The sequence below is a fragment of the Amycolatopsis sp. CA-230715 genome (assembly GCF_018736145.1).
Taxonomy (GTDB): Bacteria; Actinomycetota; Actinomycetes; order Mycobacteriales; family Pseudonocardiaceae; genus Amycolatopsis.
The window spans coordinates 1881553-1898805 of sequence record NZ_CP059997.1; the positions used below are offsets into that span (position 1 = coordinate 1881553).

General features: G+C 70.8%; 16 protein-coding genes. 8 read left to right on the forward strand and 8 right to left on the reverse strand.

All coding sequences use genetic code 11. From position 1 onward, the window contains the following. Positions 1-135 precede the first annotated feature (135 nt). From nadE to HUW46_RS08940, 5 genes are all read left to right on the forward strand, one after another. Positions 136-966 (forward strand): ammonia-dependent NAD(+) synthetase, encoded by an 831-nt coding sequence (gene nadE, locus HUW46_RS08920; protein ID WP_215546846.1) that lies wholly within the window; start codon positions 136-138, stop codon positions 964-966. Positions 967-1033: 67 nt separating this feature from the next. Further along, the gene (locus HUW46_RS08925) at positions 1034-1462 is read left to right on the forward strand and encodes a DUF6401 family natural product biosynthesis protein (RefSeq protein WP_215546847.1); all 429 of its coding nucleotides are present in this window, start codon (positions 1034-1036) and stop codon (positions 1460-1462) included. A 120-nt stretch (positions 1463-1582) separates the two neighbouring features. After that, positions 1583-4435, forward strand: coding sequence for an AfsR/SARP family transcriptional regulator (locus HUW46_RS08930; protein ID WP_305860142.1), 2853 nt, complete (start codon positions 1583-1585; stop codon positions 4433-4435). 111 nt (positions 4436-4546) lie between these two features. Further along, positions 4547-5665, forward strand: coding sequence for a hypothetical protein (locus HUW46_RS08935; RefSeq protein WP_254125964.1), 1119 nt, complete (start codon positions 4547-4549; stop codon positions 5663-5665). A 66-nt stretch (positions 5666-5731) separates the two neighbouring features. Then, positions 5732-6139 carry an STAS domain-containing protein gene (locus tag HUW46_RS08940; protein ID WP_215546849.1) on the forward strand — a complete coding sequence of 136 codons (408 nt, stop codon included), beginning with the start codon at positions 5732-5734 and terminating at the stop codon, positions 6137-6139. Between the two features lie 21 nt (positions 6140-6160). Here HUW46_RS08940 and HUW46_RS08945 read toward each other — a convergent pair whose 3' ends face one another. Both HUW46_RS08945 and HUW46_RS08950 read right to left on the reverse strand, forming a co-directional pair. Beyond that, positions 6161-7048 carry a hypothetical protein gene (locus HUW46_RS08945; RefSeq protein ID WP_215546850.1) on the reverse strand — a complete coding sequence of 296 codons (888 nt, stop codon included), beginning with the start codon at positions 7046-7048 and terminating at the stop codon, positions 6161-6163. 8 nt (positions 7049-7056) lie between these two features. Continuing rightward, positions 7057-7536, reverse strand: a complete 480-nt coding sequence (locus HUW46_RS08950) for a glycine-rich domain-containing protein (RefSeq protein ID WP_215546851.1) — start codon at positions 7534-7536, stop codon at positions 7057-7059. A 147-nt stretch (positions 7537-7683) separates the two neighbouring features. Between HUW46_RS08950 and HUW46_RS08955 the strand changes: the two genes are divergently transcribed. Continuing rightward, positions 7684-9165 carry a peptide deformylase gene (locus HUW46_RS08955; protein ID WP_254125966.1) on the forward strand — a complete coding sequence of 494 codons (1482 nt, stop codon included), beginning with the start codon at positions 7684-7686 and terminating at the stop codon, positions 9163-9165. 39 nt (positions 9166-9204) lie between these two features. Here HUW46_RS08955 and HUW46_RS08960 read toward each other — a convergent pair whose 3' ends face one another. The 5 genes from HUW46_RS08960 to HUW46_RS08980 form a co-directional block, all read right to left on the reverse strand. After that, positions 9205-10197 (reverse strand): AraC family transcriptional regulator, encoded by a 993-nt coding sequence (locus HUW46_RS08960; protein ID WP_215546852.1) that lies wholly within the window; start codon positions 10195-10197, stop codon positions 9205-9207. A gap of 71 nt (positions 10198-10268) precedes the next feature. Then, positions 10269-11948 carry an L-lactate permease gene (locus HUW46_RS08965; protein ID WP_215546853.1) on the reverse strand — a complete coding sequence of 560 codons (1680 nt, stop codon included), beginning with the start codon at positions 11946-11948 and terminating at the stop codon, positions 10269-10271. Between the two features lie 2 nt (positions 11949-11950). Further along, positions 11951-12736: an IclR family transcriptional regulator gene (locus tag HUW46_RS08970; protein ID WP_215546854.1), complete on the reverse strand. Its 786-nt coding sequence runs from the start codon at positions 12734-12736 to the stop codon at positions 11951-11953. Positions 12737-13034: 298 nt separating this feature from the next. Next, complete coding sequence (locus HUW46_RS08975) at positions 13035-13385, reverse strand: STAS domain-containing protein (protein ID WP_215546855.1); 351 nt, start codon at positions 13383-13385, stop codon at positions 13035-13037. Between the two features lie 176 nt (positions 13386-13561). After that, on the reverse strand, positions 13562-14302 hold the full coding sequence (locus HUW46_RS08980; protein WP_215546856.1) for an SDR family NAD(P)-dependent oxidoreductase: 741 nt from the start codon (positions 14300-14302) through the stop codon (positions 13562-13564). A 43-nt stretch (positions 14303-14345) separates the two neighbouring features. Here HUW46_RS08980 and mgrA point away from each other — a divergent pair, with 43 nt between their 5' ends. After that, on the forward strand, positions 14346-15374 hold the full coding sequence (gene mgrA, locus HUW46_RS08985; RefSeq protein ID WP_215546857.1) for an L-glyceraldehyde 3-phosphate reductase: 1029 nt from the start codon (positions 14346-14348) through the stop codon (positions 15372-15374). A 94-nt stretch (positions 15375-15468) separates the two neighbouring features. Continuing rightward, positions 15469-15996: a serine/threonine protein kinase gene (locus HUW46_RS08990; protein ID WP_215546858.1), complete on the forward strand. Its 528-nt coding sequence runs from the start codon at positions 15469-15471 to the stop codon at positions 15994-15996. 13 nt (positions 15997-16009) lie between these two features. Here the strand turns inward: HUW46_RS08990 and HUW46_RS08995 are convergent, their stop codons facing one another. Next, the gene (locus tag HUW46_RS08995) at positions 16010-17062 is read right to left on the reverse strand and encodes a family 2 encapsulin nanocompartment cargo protein polyprenyl transferase (RefSeq protein WP_215546859.1); all 1053 of its coding nucleotides are present in this window, start codon (positions 17060-17062) and stop codon (positions 16010-16012) included. Positions 17063-17253: the final 191 nt, after the last annotated feature.

Below are 17253 nucleotides of genomic sequence, written 5' to 3' on the forward strand. Positions count from 1 at the left end.
CGGGTCGGCCGGGTATGGAACGCTGATGAGCATGAGCGATGACGACCGCAGGGAGGAATCGCTCCAGAGGACACAGGGCACTCGTGCCTCGCGGGTGTTGTCCCGTACCGAGGAACGAGGGAAGGGAGAACACCCGTGAGCACACTGGAACGCCGCTACCTGCAGGAGCTGATCATCGACGAGCTCGGCGTGCCGCCGGAGTTCGACGCCGCCGCCGAGGTCGAAGCCCGGATCGGGTTCCTCGTCGAGCGGCTGAAGTCGTCGAGCACGAAGGCGCTCGTGCTGGGCATCAGCGGCGGGGTGGATTCGAGCACCACCGGCAGGCTGTGCCAGCTCGCCGCCGAACGCGTCCGCGCGGCGGGCGGCGAAGCCACCTTCGTCGCGATGCGCCTGCCCTACGGCGTCCAGGCCGACGAGGCCGACGCCCAGCGCGCGCTCGCGTTCATCCAGCCGGACGAGACGCTGACCGTGGACGTCAAACCCGCGTCCGACGCCATGCTCGACTCGGTGAAGAACAGCGGCGTCGACTTCCAGGGCCGCGAGGACTTCCTGCACGGCAACATCAAGGCCAGGCAGCGCATGATCGCGCAGTACGCGGTCGCCGGCGCGCACCGCGGGCTCGTCGTCGGCACCGACCACGCGGCGGAGGCCGTGATGGGCTTCTTCACCAAGTACGGCGACGGCGCGTGCGATCTGACGCCGCTGTCCGGGCTGACCAAGCGGCGCGTGCGCGCGGTGGCCACCGAACTCGGCGCACCGGACGCGGTGGTGCACAAGGTGCCGACGGCCGATCTGGAGAGCGAGTCCCCCGGCCTGCCCGACGAGCAGGCGTTCGGCATCACCTACGAGGACATCGACGACTTCCTCGAAGGCAAGGACGTCAGCGACAAGGCCTACGAGACGATCATCTCCTGGCACCGCCGTACGGTGCACAAACGAGCGGTGCCGACCCCTTTCACCCGGTAACACCCATCCGGGTCGTTTCTGCCGTTGACCCATAGCTATCGGGTTGTCACTCAGTGCATGATCAGGTGTGCACTGGATCGACCGCCTGACCGACCGCTCCGCACGGCGCTGGCTGTGCGGCATGGGCGCGCGCGTGGAATCCGGCTGGGTCGCCCTCGGCACCCGCCCCGACCTGCGGCTCGCGTTCGGCACGCACCTGCACGCGGTCGCCGACGCGGTGCACGTCGAACTGGACCTTTCGGGCCGCGCCGAGCCGCTGACCCCGCTCGCGCTGATCGCCGGGCACGCCCACGACGTGTGGACGACCGCCACCCGAGGAGGCTGGCAGCCGCCCGCGGTGCCCTCGGGCTGGACCCCGCGCGAGTCGACCGGCCTGCGGCTGCTCGCCTGCTACTGGCTCGCCGCCACGCTGCCGCACGGGCCGAAGGTGCCCCAGCTCGTGCCGGATCCGGTGCGGTCCTCGCCCGACCTGCGCCAGCTCATCGGATCCGAATAACCGGCAATTGCCATTCGCCTGGCGTTCACCCCTATGCCAGCCAAAAGGGGCTGGTGCTCGCCCCCGGTGCACGCTTAGCATCCCGATCGGGGTCGGATTTCACGCATTTCAGGCGGGCACGTGGCATCGATTTCGTTTCGGGTTCTGGGGCCACTCGAAGTGCGGGTGGCCGGGCGAACCGTGCCGCTGGGTGGGCCGAAACCGCGCATGCTGCTGGCCGCGCTGCTGCTCCAGCCCAATGTCGCGGTCACGGCGGACATGCTGACCGAAGTGCTCTGGCCGGGGGCGGCGCCGCGTTCGGCAGCCGCGAACATCCGCACCTACGTGCATTCCCTTCGCCGCCGGTTCGGTGAATTCGGCGACCGCCTGCGAAGCAGGCCGTCCGGCTACCTCGTGCTGGTGGAGCCGGGAGAACTCGACCTCGCCGAATTCGAAGACCACGCGCACCGCGCGTTCGCCGAGCCGGACCGGGAAAAGGCGGCGGAACTCGGGGAAACCGCGTGCCGGTGCTGGCGCGGCGAAATACTCGAAGACCTCCCGCACAGCCACGCCTGGGCGGCGACCGTCGCCCGCGTCACCGAACTGCGGCTCACCGTGCGCGAACACCGGCTCAAGGCACTGATCGACCGCGGCGCCCACGCGGACGCGATCGCGGAGCTGCGCGGGCTCGTCGCGGACCACCCGCTGCGCGAAGAGCTGTGGGAGAACCTCGTGCTCGCGCTCGACGGCGCGGGGCGCGCCACCGAAGCGCGGCAAGTGTGCGACGAAGCCGAACGCGTGCTGCGCGAAGAGCTCGACGCCCAGCCGGGGCCGAGGCTGCGGGCGTTGCGGAACCGGCTCGCCTGCCCGGTTTCGGTGCGCCAGCTCCCGCTCGACCTGCCCGATTTCACCGGCCGCGACCGGCTCGTCGGCGAGCTGACCACGTTGCTGCGCGCGAACTCCGGCACCAGGCCGACCGTCGCCGTGCTGTCGGGGCCACCGGGGATCGGCAAGTCCGCGCTGGCCGTGCGGGTCGCGCACGCCGTCCGCGACGAGTTCCCCGACGGGCAGGTGCACCTCGACCTCGGCGGCACCTCCGAGGCCCCGCGCCAGCCGATGGACATGCTCGCCGAGCTGCTGCACGCGCTCGGCGTCTCCGACGCGGCGCTGCCGAAGGGGCTCGGCGAACGCGCGGCCCTGCTGCGCTCGCGGCTGGCCGAGGCGAGGCTGTGCGTGCTGCTCGACGACGCGGGCGCCGCCGCGCAGGTCCGCCCGCTGCTCCCGGGCACCGGCGGCTGCGCGGTGCTGGTGACCAGCAGGAGACGGCTGCCGGACCTCTCCGGCGCGCACCAGTTCGACGTCGAGGTGCTCACCGACGCCGAGGCCGCGGCGCTGCTCGACGGAATCGTCGGCGCGCCGCGCACCGCGGCCGAACCCGCCGCCGCGGCCGAAATCCTGCGCGCCTGCGGCCACCTCCCCCTCGCCATCAGGGTCGCCGGCGCGAAGCTGACCCACCGTCCCGCGTGGACACTGCAGCTCTTCGGCGCCCGCCTGCACGACGAACAGCGGCGCCTGGACGAACTGCGCGTCGGGGATCTCGCGGTGCGCGCGAGCGTCGCGCTGAGCTACGAACAACTGCCGATGAGAGCGGCGCGCGCGTTCCGCGGGCTCGGCGCGCTGGGCCCGGTGCAGTTCCCCGGCTGGGCCGTGTCGGCGCTCCTCGGCTCGGACGGCTCGGCTGACTCGGAGGAACTCGACGTCCTCATCGACGCGCACCTCGTCGAGACGGCGAGCACCGACGCCACCGGGAATCCGCGCTACCGGCTGCACGATCTGCTGCGCTGCTTCGCGACCGAGCAACCCGGTTCGCCGGGAGAGGACCTGCGCCGCGTGCTCGAGGGCTACCTCGCGCTGGCCACCGAAGCGGCGCGGCGGATGCCGATCCACTTCTTCGGACTGACCGAAGTGGACGGTCGGAAACCGTTGTGGCACCCCGGATACGACGAGCTGCTCGCCGATCCGACGGCCTGGTTCTCCGCCGAGCTGCGCGCCGGGGTGCTCGCCGTGACCACCGCCGTCGACCACGGGTTCGACGATCTCGCGTGGCGCATCGCGGTCGCGTTCACGCCGTACTTCGACCTTCGCGGGCACTCCGAGGACTGGCTGCGGACGCACGAGATCGCGCTCGCCGCCGCGCGCCGCGCCGGTGACGTGGAAGGCCAGGCGATCGTGCTGCGCAACATCGGACAGGTCGACCTCTACCGCGACGCCTACCCCGGCTCCGAAGAGGCGTTCGGCGAATCCCACCGGCTCTTCGCCGCCATCGGCGACGACCGCGGCCGGGCGATCGCGCTCGCCGGGCTGGCCACCGCGCTCCGCTTCCGCGACGCGATCGACGGCTCGCACGAGCACGCGCAGCGCGCGCTGGAGCTGTTCCGGCTGGTCGGCGACCGGCACGGCGAGGCCGTCGCGATGATCGCGGTCGGCGCCGCGTGGATGGCGAGGCGCTGCTACGCCACCGCGGGCCGCTGGCTCACCGACGCTCGCGCGCTGGCCGCCGAAATCGGCGACCGGCACCGCGAAGCGCACGCCCTCAAGCGGCTCGCGCTGCTCTACCAGCACCAGGGCAATCTCAGCGCGGCGCGCGAGCATGTCGACCGCGCCATCGCGATCTTCGACGAGCTCGGCGACGACCACTGCGTCGGCTACGCGAACCAGAACCTCGGCGAGCTGTGCCTGTGCACCGGCGATCTCGCGCACGCCAGGCTGCTGCTGGTGAACTCGCTGAACGTGCACCGGCGCAACGGGGACCGGCGGTCCGAGGCCGAGGTCGCCGGGCTGCTCGGCGACCTGCACGACTCGCTGAGCCAGCCGGAGCGCTCCCAGGACTACTACGCCCGCGCCCGCGCGCTGTGGCACGAGCTGGCAGATGGCACCGCGCCGCGGGACGAGGTGCCCGACTCCCCGCCCCGGCTCCGGTCGGTCTCCGGCTGAGCGTCACGCGTTGTGGGGATGTTCGCCGTGTCGGCGGCCCTGTCGACGGCGGTATCCGCGCCGGGCCGCTACGAATGAGCCATGTCGATCACCCGTCGAAGATTCTCCCGCTTGACCGCATCCGCGCTGGCCATCGCGCTGCTGTGCACGGTGACCACGCCCGTGCGAGCCGATCAGGGCTGGCGCGCTGATCTGTCCACTGTGGATGAAGATGACGTCAACGTCGCCTTCACCGGCGCGCTGACACTGCGTGATCCCGCCTGGCGCCGCGCGGACCAGCCCGAAAGCGAAGGCACTCTCCTGCTCCCGTGGCACCCGCTCGCCCGCCCCGCGAACCGGATCTCGGCGAAGACCGTCGCGACCGGCGCCGTCGACGTGGACGTGCGCGGCCACGGCACCGAATGGACCGCCGCGGGCACGCCGCTGCCCGAGGAGGTCACCGAGGTCCAGGTCCGAATCTCGTTGCGCACGTCGGCCGCGGTGTCCTCGGTCCGGCTCACCGCGGATTCCGTGCCCGCACCGCGCTCGGAGCGGGGCAACGCGGCCGCCTCGTACCGCGTCTTCGCCACCAGGGAAGGGCTCGTCGGCAACAAGACCGCGAACGGCCACGTGATCGCCGCGCGCGACCACTTCGTCGCGTTCCCGTCCCGGCGTGGCCTGTCCCCCAAGGGATCCGGCGACTACACCGTCCGCGTCTGCAGCACCGACCGCAGCCGCTGCGAGTACGCGCCGGTCTGGGACGTCGGGCCGTGGAACGTGCGCGACGACTACTGGAACCCGGCGGCACAGCGCCAGAGCTGGCAGGACCTCGCGCAGGGCATGCCCCAGGCGCAGGCCGCCTACCAGCTCGGCTACAACGGCGGCAAGGACCAGTACGGCCGGAAGGTGGCGAACCCGGCCGGGATCGACCTCGCCGACGGCACGTTCTGGGACGGCCTGAAGCTGAGCACGAACGCGTGGGTCGACGTCACCTACCTCTGGACCGGCAGCGGTACCACCGCCGACGTGCGCACCGAGGGCGGGCCGCTGAACCTGCGCTCCGGGCCGGGCACCGGGAACCCGATCGTGGGGTTCGCGGCGAACTACGCCAGGGTGACGGCCGAATGCACGGTGGCGGGCCAGTACGTGACCGGTGCCGTCGGCGCCAGCGCGCAGTGGGCCCGGATCGGGCCTGGCCACTACGTGTCGCGCGGCTACCTCCTGCTCGACGGCGAACCACCGGCGTGCTGATCGCCACGCCCGGCCTTGCGCTGGACGGATAGTCACCGGCGCCGCCGCCGTATTCACTGCTCAACGATGAGATCGCACCGGGGAGACGAATCGCACCACTGGTCGTTTCCGTCGCGCGGGCGGCCGGAGCTCCTGACCGTCCGCGCGCACGAAACGACACCGTCGGTCCGCGTCGTCCGCCTGTGCGGGCAGCTCAACCACGACACGGCGCCCGAGCTGGACCGCGTGGTGGCCAGGCAGGTCACGGCGAAACCCCGGCTGCTCGTGCTCGACCTCGTCGAACCGTTCTGGCTGCGCCCTGACGGCGTGCCCGCGCTCGTGCGGTGCGCTTTCGCGGCCCACCGCGCGGGAATCGCACTGAGCCTCGTCGGCGCCGAGGGCACCGAAGCGGCGCGGCGGCTGGAAGCGGCGGGATGGTCCGAGATGTTCCGGTTCCACTGCTCGGTCGGCGACGCGATCAAAAGCGCCGACTGAGCGGGCTACCGGGGCTCGATTTCACTCCGTGCGCAGGCGGTGTTCGGCCCACGTCCGCGCCGACCCGGCGAGTCGTGGCCGTTGCGGCTGGGGATCGGCGTGCCGCAGGTACGTCCACATCCCGGCCAGCGCTACCGCGAAGCCGGTCAGTTCCGTTCCAGAGACGTCTTGCCACCCGGGAATCCCCGCGGCCCAGCGTTCGGCGTCCGAGGGACGGTGACCTGCGTCGATGAGCCGGACCACCAGATGAGCGGTGTCGGTCCAGGCCGCTCCGCTACGAGCCCACGCCCAGTCGATGACCCGCGCCCGGTCGGCCACCAGGATGTTCAACGAGTGGAGATCGGTGTGCAGCAGCGCGTCCCCCGCGACGGCTTCCAGACCACGCGCCTCCCATTCGACCAGCAGGTCCAACTGCTCACGGCTCCAGTTGTCCAGTTCCGCAGGCGGATCATGGCGCAGGCGCCGCCATCCGGCCAACCACGCCATCTTGTCCGCGAGGCTGGGGACCCCGGACGGGCACTGCGCCAATTCGCGCGCCAGCGTGGTCATCGCTTCGGTGACCAGCGGAAGATCCGGTGAACCCGGTGAGAGGTCGGCATGGCACCCGGCGACGTGCTCGAAGCCCAGCAGCAGCCAGCCGTCCGCCTCGGCCTGCCACAGCAGCCGCGGCGCAACCTCGTGCGGCAGCCACTTGTTGATCATGGACTCGTGCCGGTGCATCGCGCCACGCTTGCCGTGGGCGTCGGTGATGCCCTTGCAGAACACGGGTCCGCGGTCGGTGTACACGGTGGCGGAGAAGTCGGAGTTCCGCCCCGCCGAAGGTTCTTCCGCGCGAAGGACCCGCCCGCACTCGCGTTCGATCACGGCTCGCACGAGCGCGGGCAGGCCTTCCCAGGTGGTGCGGGGCATCGAGTTCCTTACCGGCACGCGGGTGGCGGATCGTCGGAGCAGCCGTTCTGGCACTGCGAACAGTCCACATTGCACTGACTGCCTACCGCGGGCCACAGCGCGGGGTCGACGGCGAGCCCGGATGATTTGATCGCGGCCACAGTACGGCTCAGAGTTTCACGGGCAGCCTCACCGCGGGCAGCCGGGTCGTTCTCATCCGTGGGAACGTGGTGCAGGAAGCGACCGGCGATCCGTTCGCAAAACGCGGCGTAGTCCTTGGTGTGCAACAGAAAAGTGTGCCAACCGACGTCCACCAGTTCACTCGGCGCGAGCGGCGAGCCGGTGTTGACGGCACAGGCCACCAGGAACGCGAGCGTTTGCTCGGTGATGCGCTCGGCCAGGTCCCGATCCAGTTTCTCCTCGCCGACGATCCGGCGCGCGAGCCGGTCGAACAGTTCGGGTGAGACGAGCGAGCGACCGGTGGCCCGGCCGGTCAGGACTGAGGTCATGGGAACTCCTTCGGTTGGCGATCGAACCGCGCCGATCGGCGCTGGGTCCGAGAACACCGCAACCGCGGGGCGTGTGGCTAGGCTGAGAACCGACTCACGGTAGGTTCACGCACACTCACGGTCCCGGCTCAGCTGGAGGTGGCAACGGTGGCAGATCCAGCCGGTGACGTGAACGCTTTCGCCGTCGAACTTGAGCGATGGCGCGATGTACGCGGACATTCCCGCGCGGCCCTGGCCAAGGCCATGGGTTACGACCGCTCGTACGTCTCCAAAGTGCTTTCCGGTGCGGAGCGACCTTCGGAAGCGTTCGCCGTGCACGCCGAGACCGCACTGCGCGCAGGTGGTGCCCTGCGAGCCGCGTTCCGCGAGTACGAAGCCCGTCGCCCGGCCAGGCCACGGCCTCAGGCTGCCCCGGCGGTCGCGGATCCACCGGCCGGGACGGGCGGCATCGTCGTCGACCACGACGACGCGATCCTGCGCTACGACGAAGGCGTCTACCGGCTCACGCAGAGGCGGCGCTTGGTCAACGAAGGTGGCGAGCCGATCAGCCGCTACCTGATCCGCATCTCGGTCGATCGGTATCCCGGCGACCCGGAACGGTCAAACCAGCTGTACAGCGAAAACCCGCTGACCTGGGACGAGATCGAGCTGCGTGCCTGGCACGGCCGTGGACGGTCCACTGCGATGACCTGGACGCCCCACCACGACCGCGACGCGTTCAAGGAAGTGTGGCTGCTCTTCGAGGGCGAGCAGGGCCATTTTCCCTTGTATCCCGGGGAAGCGTGCTGGATCGAGTACGAATACACCGTGCGGGACGAGCACTGGGGAAACTGGTTCCAGCGCGCCGTCCGCCTCCCCACCCGCACTCTGTCGGTGTGCCTCGACTTCCCAGCGGACTTGGCAGCGTCGGTGTGGGGCCTGCACACCTCGATGACCTCGCAGGCCATGCCGTTCGCCACCGCCATCAAACGCGATGACGACGGCGACCGTCACGTCTTCTCCTGGTCGTGCGAAGACCCACCGCTGCATGCCCGTTACCGGCTCGAATGGGGTTTCCGTAGTGACACCGCCGCCACGGGGCCAGCGCCCACCGCGGTGATGGCCTCGCTCGGGATCGTGCAGGACTCCGATCCCGCGTTGCGTGAACCGGCCCGCAGGTTCGCGCTTCCTTCAGAGGCCGAAGACGCCCACCGAGTCGTCGCGGAGTTGAAGGCAGCAGCCGAGCGCGTCGCGCGGGCGCACACTTTCGGCAAGGGTATGGGGATCGCCGCACCGCAGATCGGGGTCAACCGAGCGGCCGCGATCGTGCGCACCCCGGACGGTGAGGTGATCACGCTGTTCAACCCCAGGATCATCGAAACCGCGGGCGAGATCGACGAACAGTACGAAGGGTGCCTCTCGTTCTTCGACGTCCGCGGTCAAGTCCCGCGGGCGCACACGATCCAGGTCGAGCACACCAGCGCCGACGGCCGGACGAAGATAACGGCCTTCGACAAAGGCGTTGCCCGCCTCGTCGCGCACGAAGTGGACCACCTGCACGGGACGCTGTACACCGACCGGATGCGCGAAGGCGTCAGCCCGATCCCGGTCGAGCAGTACCGGGGCACGGGGTCGCGCTGGAAATACTGAGGTTGCTCCTCCCGGCGACGAGTACCGGGAATCGGGGTTTCACGGCAGGCGGCGGAGGGTTTCGTTCGGGCGTTCCCCGTAGCGGTCCCGGTAGCCGACGGAGAACCGGCCGAGGTGCGCGAAACCCCATCGCCCGGCCACTTCGGTGACGGTGACCGCGCCGGGTTCGGCGGCGAGCAGGTCCGCGTGCGCCCTGCCGAGCCGGACCTCGCGCAGGTAAGCCATCGGCGGGCGCCCGATCGCGCGGCGGAACCCGTCGTGCAGCGAGCGGACGCTCACCGCGACCGCGGCCGCCAGCTCCGCCGGTGACCACGGGAATTCCGGGGTTTCCCGCAGCAGTTCGATCGCGTGGCGCACCACGCGCGGTGCCGCCTCGTGCGCTTTCTCGGTCAGTTCCGCGGAATAGGTGTGCGGTTGGGCGCGGAGCACCGCGTCGATCACCTGGTCCCGCAGGGTCGCCGCGGCGAGCGGCTGGCGCAGCACGCCGTCCGGCTTCGCCGTTTCCCGGTCGAGGAGCCGCAGCAGGTCGAGCAGCTCGCGCGCGGCGCCGGAGCCGAGGTCCATCGCGACCGCGAAATCGGGTGCGCCGGTGACCGGCCGGTCGAGGTGCTTCGCGAGCCGCTCGCGCAGGGTTTCCGCCGGGATCATCAGGCACAGCTGCGCGCAGTCCGCCCGCCAGCGCAGATCGGCTGGCGCGCCGGGGGTGAACACCGCGGCGCGCCGCGGGCTGCCCCGCACCGGGCCGCGGTTGCCCGAACGCGATTCGACGGCACCGGACAGCGGCACGTTCACGTGGTAGCTCGCGCAGTCCCCGGTGACCACGCGCACGTCGCTGCCGAAGCGCACGTACCCGACCGTCACCCCGGCGAGCCGCACCGCGTTCAACCGCATGTCCAGCGGGGTCGCCGGATCGAGCAGGTCGATCCGGTTGGGCAGGTAGACCCGTTCGATCGCCTCGTTCGCCACCGCCACGTCCGCGGTCTCGGCGACCCGGTGGACGGCGAACGCGGGCTCGGCACCTTGCGCGCGCAAAGCTCACCTCCTGGCCGCTGTTCACCGTACGGCGCCCGCGGCCACCGGCTCAACTGTCCGAAGTGGACTTATCACGGGGTGGGGATCATGAAGCTCAGCACACTCGCCTGCAGCAGCGCGAGAACGCCGACCACGCCGGTGAGCACGAGCGACCACAGGAAGGTCTGCCGCAGCAGGGTGCCCTCCTTCCCGCTCTGCCCGATCGCGGTGGCGCCGATGGACAGGTTCTGCGGCGAGATCATCTTGCCCATCACGCCGCCGGAGGTGTTCGTCGCACCGGCGAGCGTCGGGTCGAGGTGCAGCTGCTGCGCCGAAATCACCTGCATCGGCCCGAAGATGCTGTTCGTCGACGCGTCGGACCCGGTCAGGAACACCCCGAGCCAGCCGATGTAGGCGGAGAACAGCGGGAACAGCGCGCCGGTCGCCGCGAGCGCGAGCCCGAGCGTCTGCGTCGCGCCCGAATAGTTCATCACGAACGCGATGGCCAGGATCATGAAGATCGTCGCGAGCGCCCACCGCATCTGGTGCACGGTCCGCCGGTACGTCCTGGCCAGCAGGCCCGGTTTCGCGCCCATCGCGAACCCGGCGATCAGCGCGGCGGCGAGCGCGACCGTGCCGGGCGAGAACAGGAAGTCGACGGTGAACGACGCCGCGTACGGGGTGTCCTTCGGCGTGATCGGCGCGTGCTGCACGACCGCCTTGTCCAGCCCCGGCCACCCGAACACCCAGTCCGCCTTGTGCAGCAGCTTCGTCAGGTCGAGCCACGGCGGCAGGTCCTTGAAGATCGTGCCGATCCGCGAGGCGAAGATCGCCGCGATCAGGATGACGTAGGGCAGCCACGCGTGGAACGGTCCCGCCTTCGGCGCACCGGTCGCCGCGGCCACCGGCTCCTCGCCGTCGAAGCGCCACACGGTTTTCGGCTGCCAGAACCGGGTGAGGATCCACAGCGACGCCATCGCGCCGAGCGCGGCCACCACGTCCACCAGGCTCGGGCTGACGTAGTTCGACACCACGAACTGCAGGGCCGCGAAGGTGATCCCGGCCGTCGCGACCGCGGGGAGCACCTCCAGCATGCGCTTCCAGCCCGCGAGCACCACCACCAGGAACGCCGGGATGATCACCGCGAGCCACGGCACCTGCCTGCCCACCATCGAGGAGAACAGATCCGTTGCCTGGTCCGGTTTCAGGTGCACGATCGGCGCGGTGAGCCTGCCCAGCACGATCAGCGGGTTGCCGAGCCCGCCGAAGGCCACCGGTGCGGTGTTCGCCAGCAGCGCCAGCACCACGGCCTTCACCGGCGGGAACCCGAGCGCGGCCATCATCGCCGCGGTGATCGCGATCGGCGAGCCACCCCCGGCGACGCCTTCGAGCAGCGCGCCGAAGCCGAACGCGATGAGCAGCGCCTGGAGCCTGCGGTCCTCGCTGAACCCGGCGAGCACGGTCTTGATGCTGTCGAACCGGCCGGTGGCCACCGTGACGTTGTGGAAGTACACCGCGTGGAAGGCGATCCAGGCGACCGACCACACCCCGAACACCACGCCCATCGCCGCCGAGTCCAGTGCCAGCCCCACCGGCATGCGGTACAGCGCCAGCGCGACCGCGAGCGCGGTGAGCAGGGCCAGCGCCGCGGAGAGGTGGGCGGACCGGCGCAGCACGCCGAGCGAGACCAGCAGCACGACGATCGGCAGCGCCGCCAGCAACGCGGAGGGCCACAGCCCGCCCGCCGGCTGGTAGTCCTGCACCCAGCCCACGCTCAGGCTCCTTGCGCCGGTACGTGACCGAGGCGGCGGGACAGCGCGGCCGCGGTGGCGACGACCAGCCCGGCGAGTTCGCCGCGACGCGGCAGCACCCGTTCCGCCGGTCCCGCCACGCTCATCGCGGCCACCGGCGCCCCGCTGCGATCCCGGATCGGGGCCGCCACGCAGCCGACCCCCGGCTCGTTCTCGACGTCGTCGAGCGCCCAGCCCTGGCGGCGCGCGGTCACCAGCTCGTCGAGCAGACGAGGCAGCTCGACGATGGTGTTCCCGGTGAGCCGGTCCAGTTTCATCCGCCGCAACCGCTCCACTCTGTCCACTTCGGACAAAGCGGAGAGGTAGGCCTTGCCGAGCGAGGTCGCGTACTGCGGGCGGCGCGCGCCGAGGCGGCACTTGAGCGTCACCGCGCCCGCGCTCTGCTCGGTCGCCACGTAGACCATCGCGTTGCCGTCCGGAACCGCGAGATAGGTGGTCTCCCCCGACTTTTCCGCGAGCGCGGCGAGGAACCGGGGTGCCGCGCGGTGCAGGTCGCTCGACGACATCGCGCGCACGCCGAGTTCGACGAGCCTGGTGCCGAGCCGGACGCGGCCGGTCACGTGATCGGCTTCGAGGTAGTCGAGCTGCTTGAGGGTGTTGACGATGCGGTACACCGCGCTCCTCGACAACCCCAGCTGCGTGGCGATCGCGTTCGTCGAAATCTCCTGCTTGAGCCCGACGTGCCGGAGCACCGCCAGCCCGCGCTCCAGAGTGCCGCTGCGTTCGAACGTGCCGTGCTCACAATCCACGTCGACCTCCCAGCCCGCCCGGTGTGCCGTTCGCCGGGACACCGGCCCGATGAGCGGAAGGAAGTTAACACGTCCGATGTTTGTCAGGGAAGAGCGAAAAGTGAACTCGGTTCATTACCCCGAAAGGTCATCGCCGACGAAGATAGTCCTTTCCTGCCAGCGGATATTCACATCCATGAAAATCCAAAGAGGTCCAGACCATTGCTCGCTCTCCGATGACACATCGGAGGGGAACGTAAGCGAGGGCGGCACCCCGTGTCCGGGATGCCGCCCTCGCTCTACAAAGGACTCGGTGGGCTCAGCGCGGTGCGGCGGCGGTGTCGAGCTTGGCGTGGACCGCGAACAGCGACGCGAGCCCGGTGGCTTCGAACACGCGCCAGACGATGTGCTCGGTGATGACCACGCTCACCTCGACCCCGCGCCCGCGAACCTCGACGAGCGCCTGCAGCCCGGCGCAGGACAGGAATCCGACGCGCGAGAGGTCCAGGACGAGTTCGCTCGTCGCGACGCGGTCCAGGTGTGCGCGCAACGCGTCCACGGTCATCGCGTCGACCTCGCCGACCACGGTCAGCACCGTCCGGTCGTCGTACTGACTCTCGGTGACCGATAGGCCGTGGCCGTCCGGCAACCGGGGCAGGGGTATTTCCATGGTGCGCTCCTCTCGATGACCGCCGGATTCGAAAACCCGCACTGTGTGGAGATGCGCGAAACCACTGGCGGCCATCAACGTCCGCTCGACAATCGCTGACCGGAGCACGTGTCTGAACAACAGCCAGTGACTTCCAAAGTACGCGCTCGCCGGGACAGGTCAACCCCTCGGCCGGGTCAACGCGGTAAGCGGCGCCACAGCGCTCGCGGGAGCAAGCGCAGCACCGCGAACACCGGCCTCAGCACGCCGGGTACCCACACCTCGCCGCACCCGCGGCGCAGCGCGCCCAGCGTCGCCTTCGCCACTTGTGCGGGCGTGCTCGAAAACGGCGCGGGCGACATGCCCTCGGTCATCCGCCCCACCACGAAACCCGGGCGGACGAGCAGCAACCGGACCCCGCTGCCCGCGAGCGCGTCGGCGAGCCCGCTGGCGAACCCGTCGAGCCCCGCCTTCGCCGAACCGTAGACGTAGTTCGCCCGCCGCACCCGCACGCCGGCGACCGAGGAGAACACCACCACGGTCCCGCTCGCCTGCTTCCGGAGCAGGTTCACGGCGTGGGTCAGCACGCTCACGTGCGCGACGTAGTCGGTGTGCACCACGGCGACCGCGTGCCCGGCGTCGTTTTCCGCACGCTGCTGGTCGCCGAGGATGCCGAACGCGGTCACGATCACGTCCAGCGGGCCGAACCGCGTGGCGACGTCCTCGAGCAGCGGCAGGTGGCTCGCCAGGTCGTCGGCGTCGAACTCGACGCGTTTGACGGCACCGGCGCCCGCCGCGCGCAAGGCGTCCTCCTGCGCGTCGAGGTCGTGGCTCCGCCGCGCGGCGAGCACGATCGTGCGCCCTTCGGCGGCGAGGCCGCGCGCGACCTCGAGCCCGATCTCACTGCGTCCGCCCAGCACCAGCACCGTTGAAGTCACGGAGCCGAGTGTGCCGTACGCGTTCGTGACTAGGCTGCGCGCCGTGACCTACGTTGCCGCGAACAGCCGATACGACACGATGCCCTACCGCCGCTGCGGCCGCAGCGGGCTGAAGCTGCCGCCCATTTCGCTGGGGCTGTGGCACAACTTCGGCCACGACAAGCCGTTCGAGACCCAGCGCGCGATCTGCCGCCGCGCCTTCGACCTCGGCATCACGCACTTCGACCTGGCCAACAACTACGGCCCGCCGTACGGCTCGGCCGAGGAGAACTTCGGGCGGCTGCTCGCCGGGGACTTCGCGCCCTACCGCGACGAACTGGTCATCTCGTCCAAGGCGGGCTACGACATGTGGCCGGGCCCGTACGGCGACTGGGGCTCGCGGAAGTACCTGCTCGCCTCGCTCGACCAGTCGCTGAAGCGGATGGGGCTCGACTACGTCGACATCTTCTACTCGCACCGCTTCGACCCGGAGACGCCGCTCGAAGAGACCATGGGCGCGCTGGACACCGCCGTGCGCTCCGGGCGCGCGCTGTACGCGGGCATCTCCTCGTACTCCTCGGAAAAGACCGCCGAAGCCGTCCGGATCCTGCGCGACCTCGGCACGCCGCTGCTCATCCACCAGCCCTCGTACTCGATGCTCAACCGCTGGACCGAAGCCGACGACCTGCTCGGCACGCTCGACGAAGCGGGTGCCGGGTGCATCGCGTTCTCCCCGCTCGCCCAGGGCATGCTGACCAGCCGGTACCTCGACGGAGTGCCGCCGGACTCGCGCGCGGCGGCGGGAAAGTCGCTCAACCCCGGCACGCTCACCGAGGAAACGCTCGCGAAAGTGCGCGCCCTCAACGAAATCGCGCGGCGGCGGGGGCAGACGCTCGCCCAGCTCGCGCTCGCCTGGGGCCTGCGCGACCCGCGCATGACCTCGGTGCTGATCGGCGCGAGCAGCGTCGGTCAGCTCGAAGACAACGTCGCCGCGCTCGGCAACCTGGAGTTCACCGACGACGAGCTCGCCGAGATCGACCGCCACGCCACGGACGCGAACATCAACCTCTGGCAGCGGTCCAGCGCGCACTGAGGCGGCCTTCACGGCGAATATCCTGGGCCTTCACCCGATCGGGTGAGGCTTGCGGTACAAAGGTGCCCTCCGGTGTGCGACCGAAGGGTTTCCCGTGAACGACGAAGTGTCGGTGTCCGCGCTGCTCGCGCGCGAAGGCTGGGGTGAGCACCTGCCGCCCCGGCCACGCTCGCGCTGGCGCGTGATGGCCGTGATGGCCGCCGTCGTCACGGGCTGCGGTGCCGCGGCCGTCGCCGTGAACGTCTCCTCGCCGTCCGACGACCGCGCCGACGATCCGCTCATCGTGCAACCGCCGCCGCCCACCAGCGGCACCGGCGAAGAAACCACTGCCGTCCCGACGGCTCCGCCGAGCCGCCGGGGCGGCAGTGGCGGCGGCGAGCCGTCCACGGCGGCGTCCACTTCGGAATCACCGAGCCGAACCGGCCGCACCTCGGCGAAACCCACCACCGCCGCCCATCCCAGCACCGAGGACCCCGCCCCCACCGGGCATCCCGAGCCGAGCAGGCCCGCACCGCCCACCACCGGTGGCGGCGGCACCAGCACCCGCCCGGCCCCGCCGCCACCACCGACCACCTCGACCGCACCCCCGTGCACCATGTGGCCGGAATGGCTGTGGTGCTGAGAAAACGTCGGGGTCACCCGGTCCGCTGCACCATCAGGTGCGCGACGGCGGTCAGTTCGACCTCGGCCTTCGGGTCCGGATCGCAGGCGCGGAGTTCGGCGAGCGCGTCGGCCAGCAACGCGCTCGCCTGGTCGCGGCACCACGCCCGGCCGCCCGCGGCGTCGACGAGGCGCGCGGCCCGCACCAGATCGTCCACCGCCAGCGGATCCGGCCGGTGGTAGAGCTGCCCGAACTCCCGGCCCGCGTCGGTGTCCGAAGTCAACGCGGCCACCACGGGCAGGGACTTCTTGCGGCTGCGCAGATCCGAGTAGACGGACTTCCCGGTCGCGGCCGGGTCGCCCCAGATGCCGAGCAGATCGTCGACGAACTGGAACGCGAGGCCGAGCCGGTCGCCGAACGAGCGGAGGTGCCCTGCTCCGGCCGCGACGCTCCCTGCCGCCGCGGCACCCAGTGCGCACGCGCACCCGAGCAGGGCACCGGTCTTCCGCTCCGCCATCCGCACGCATTCGGCGAGGCCGACGTCCCGCCGCCGTTCGAACGACAGGTCCGCGCTCTGCCCTTCGACGAGTTCGAGCACCGCCGCGCTCAGCATCCGCGCCGACTCCGCGGCCACCGCGCTGCCGGTCGACGCGAGCACGTCACCCGCGAGCGTCAACAGCGCGTCGCCGGCCAGAATCGCCGCCGGAGTCCCGAAAACCGACCACACGGTCGGGCGGTGCCGCCTCGTCGTGTCCCCGTCCATCACGTCGTCGTGCAGCAGGGAGAAGTTGTGCGCCAGCTCCACCGCCACCGCGGCGGGCACGGCGCCGGCGGGATCGCCGCCCGCGGCCTGCGCGCTCAGCAGCGTCAGCGCGGGCCGGATCGCCTTTCCCGCCGACTCCTTCGCGGGTTTGCCCCGCTCGTCGAGCCAGCCGAAGTGGTAGCCCGCGATCAGCCGCATCGACCCCGGCATCGAGTCGACCGCCTCCCTCAGTGCCGGGTCGAGCAGGCCCCTGCTCCACTCGAGGAGCGCGCGGACCGGGCGTCCGGTGGCCACGGGTAGCCCGGTGAGATCCGAAGTGACCATGCCAACCTGCCTTCCCCGAGTGGATTCGACGTCGTCCTCACTGGACTGTGTGCTGGCGTGCGCCCCTTCGCAGGGTGACCCGGCGCGGTTGCGAAGGGGCGCACCGGAGGGAGCGTCCCGCGCCCGGACGTGTGTCGGCCGCACGTCCGTGAGCCGCTCCGTGGTCGTAGAAATAGACGCGACGAAATGGG

Coding starts and splice junctions, on each gene's coding strand:
- HUW46_RS08940 (WP_215546849.1), top strand. CDS start 5,732: ATGAGATCGCACCGGGGAGACGAATCGCACCACTGGTCGTTTCCGTCG.
- HUW46_RS08945 (WP_215546850.1), bottom strand. CDS start 7,048: ATGCCCCGCACCACCTGGGAAGGCCTGCCCGCGCTCGTGCGAGCCGTG.
- HUW46_RS08950 (WP_215546851.1), bottom strand. CDS start 7,536: ATGACCTCAGTCCTGACCGGCCGGGCCACCGGTCGCTCGCTCGTCTCA.
- HUW46_RS08975 (WP_215546855.1), bottom strand. CDS start 13,385: ATGGAAATACCCCTGCCCCGGTTGCCGGACGGCCACGGCCTATCGGTC.
- HUW46_RS08995 (WP_215546859.1), bottom strand. CDS start 17,062: ATGGTCACTTCGGATCTCACCGGGCTACCCGTGGCCACCGGACGCCCG.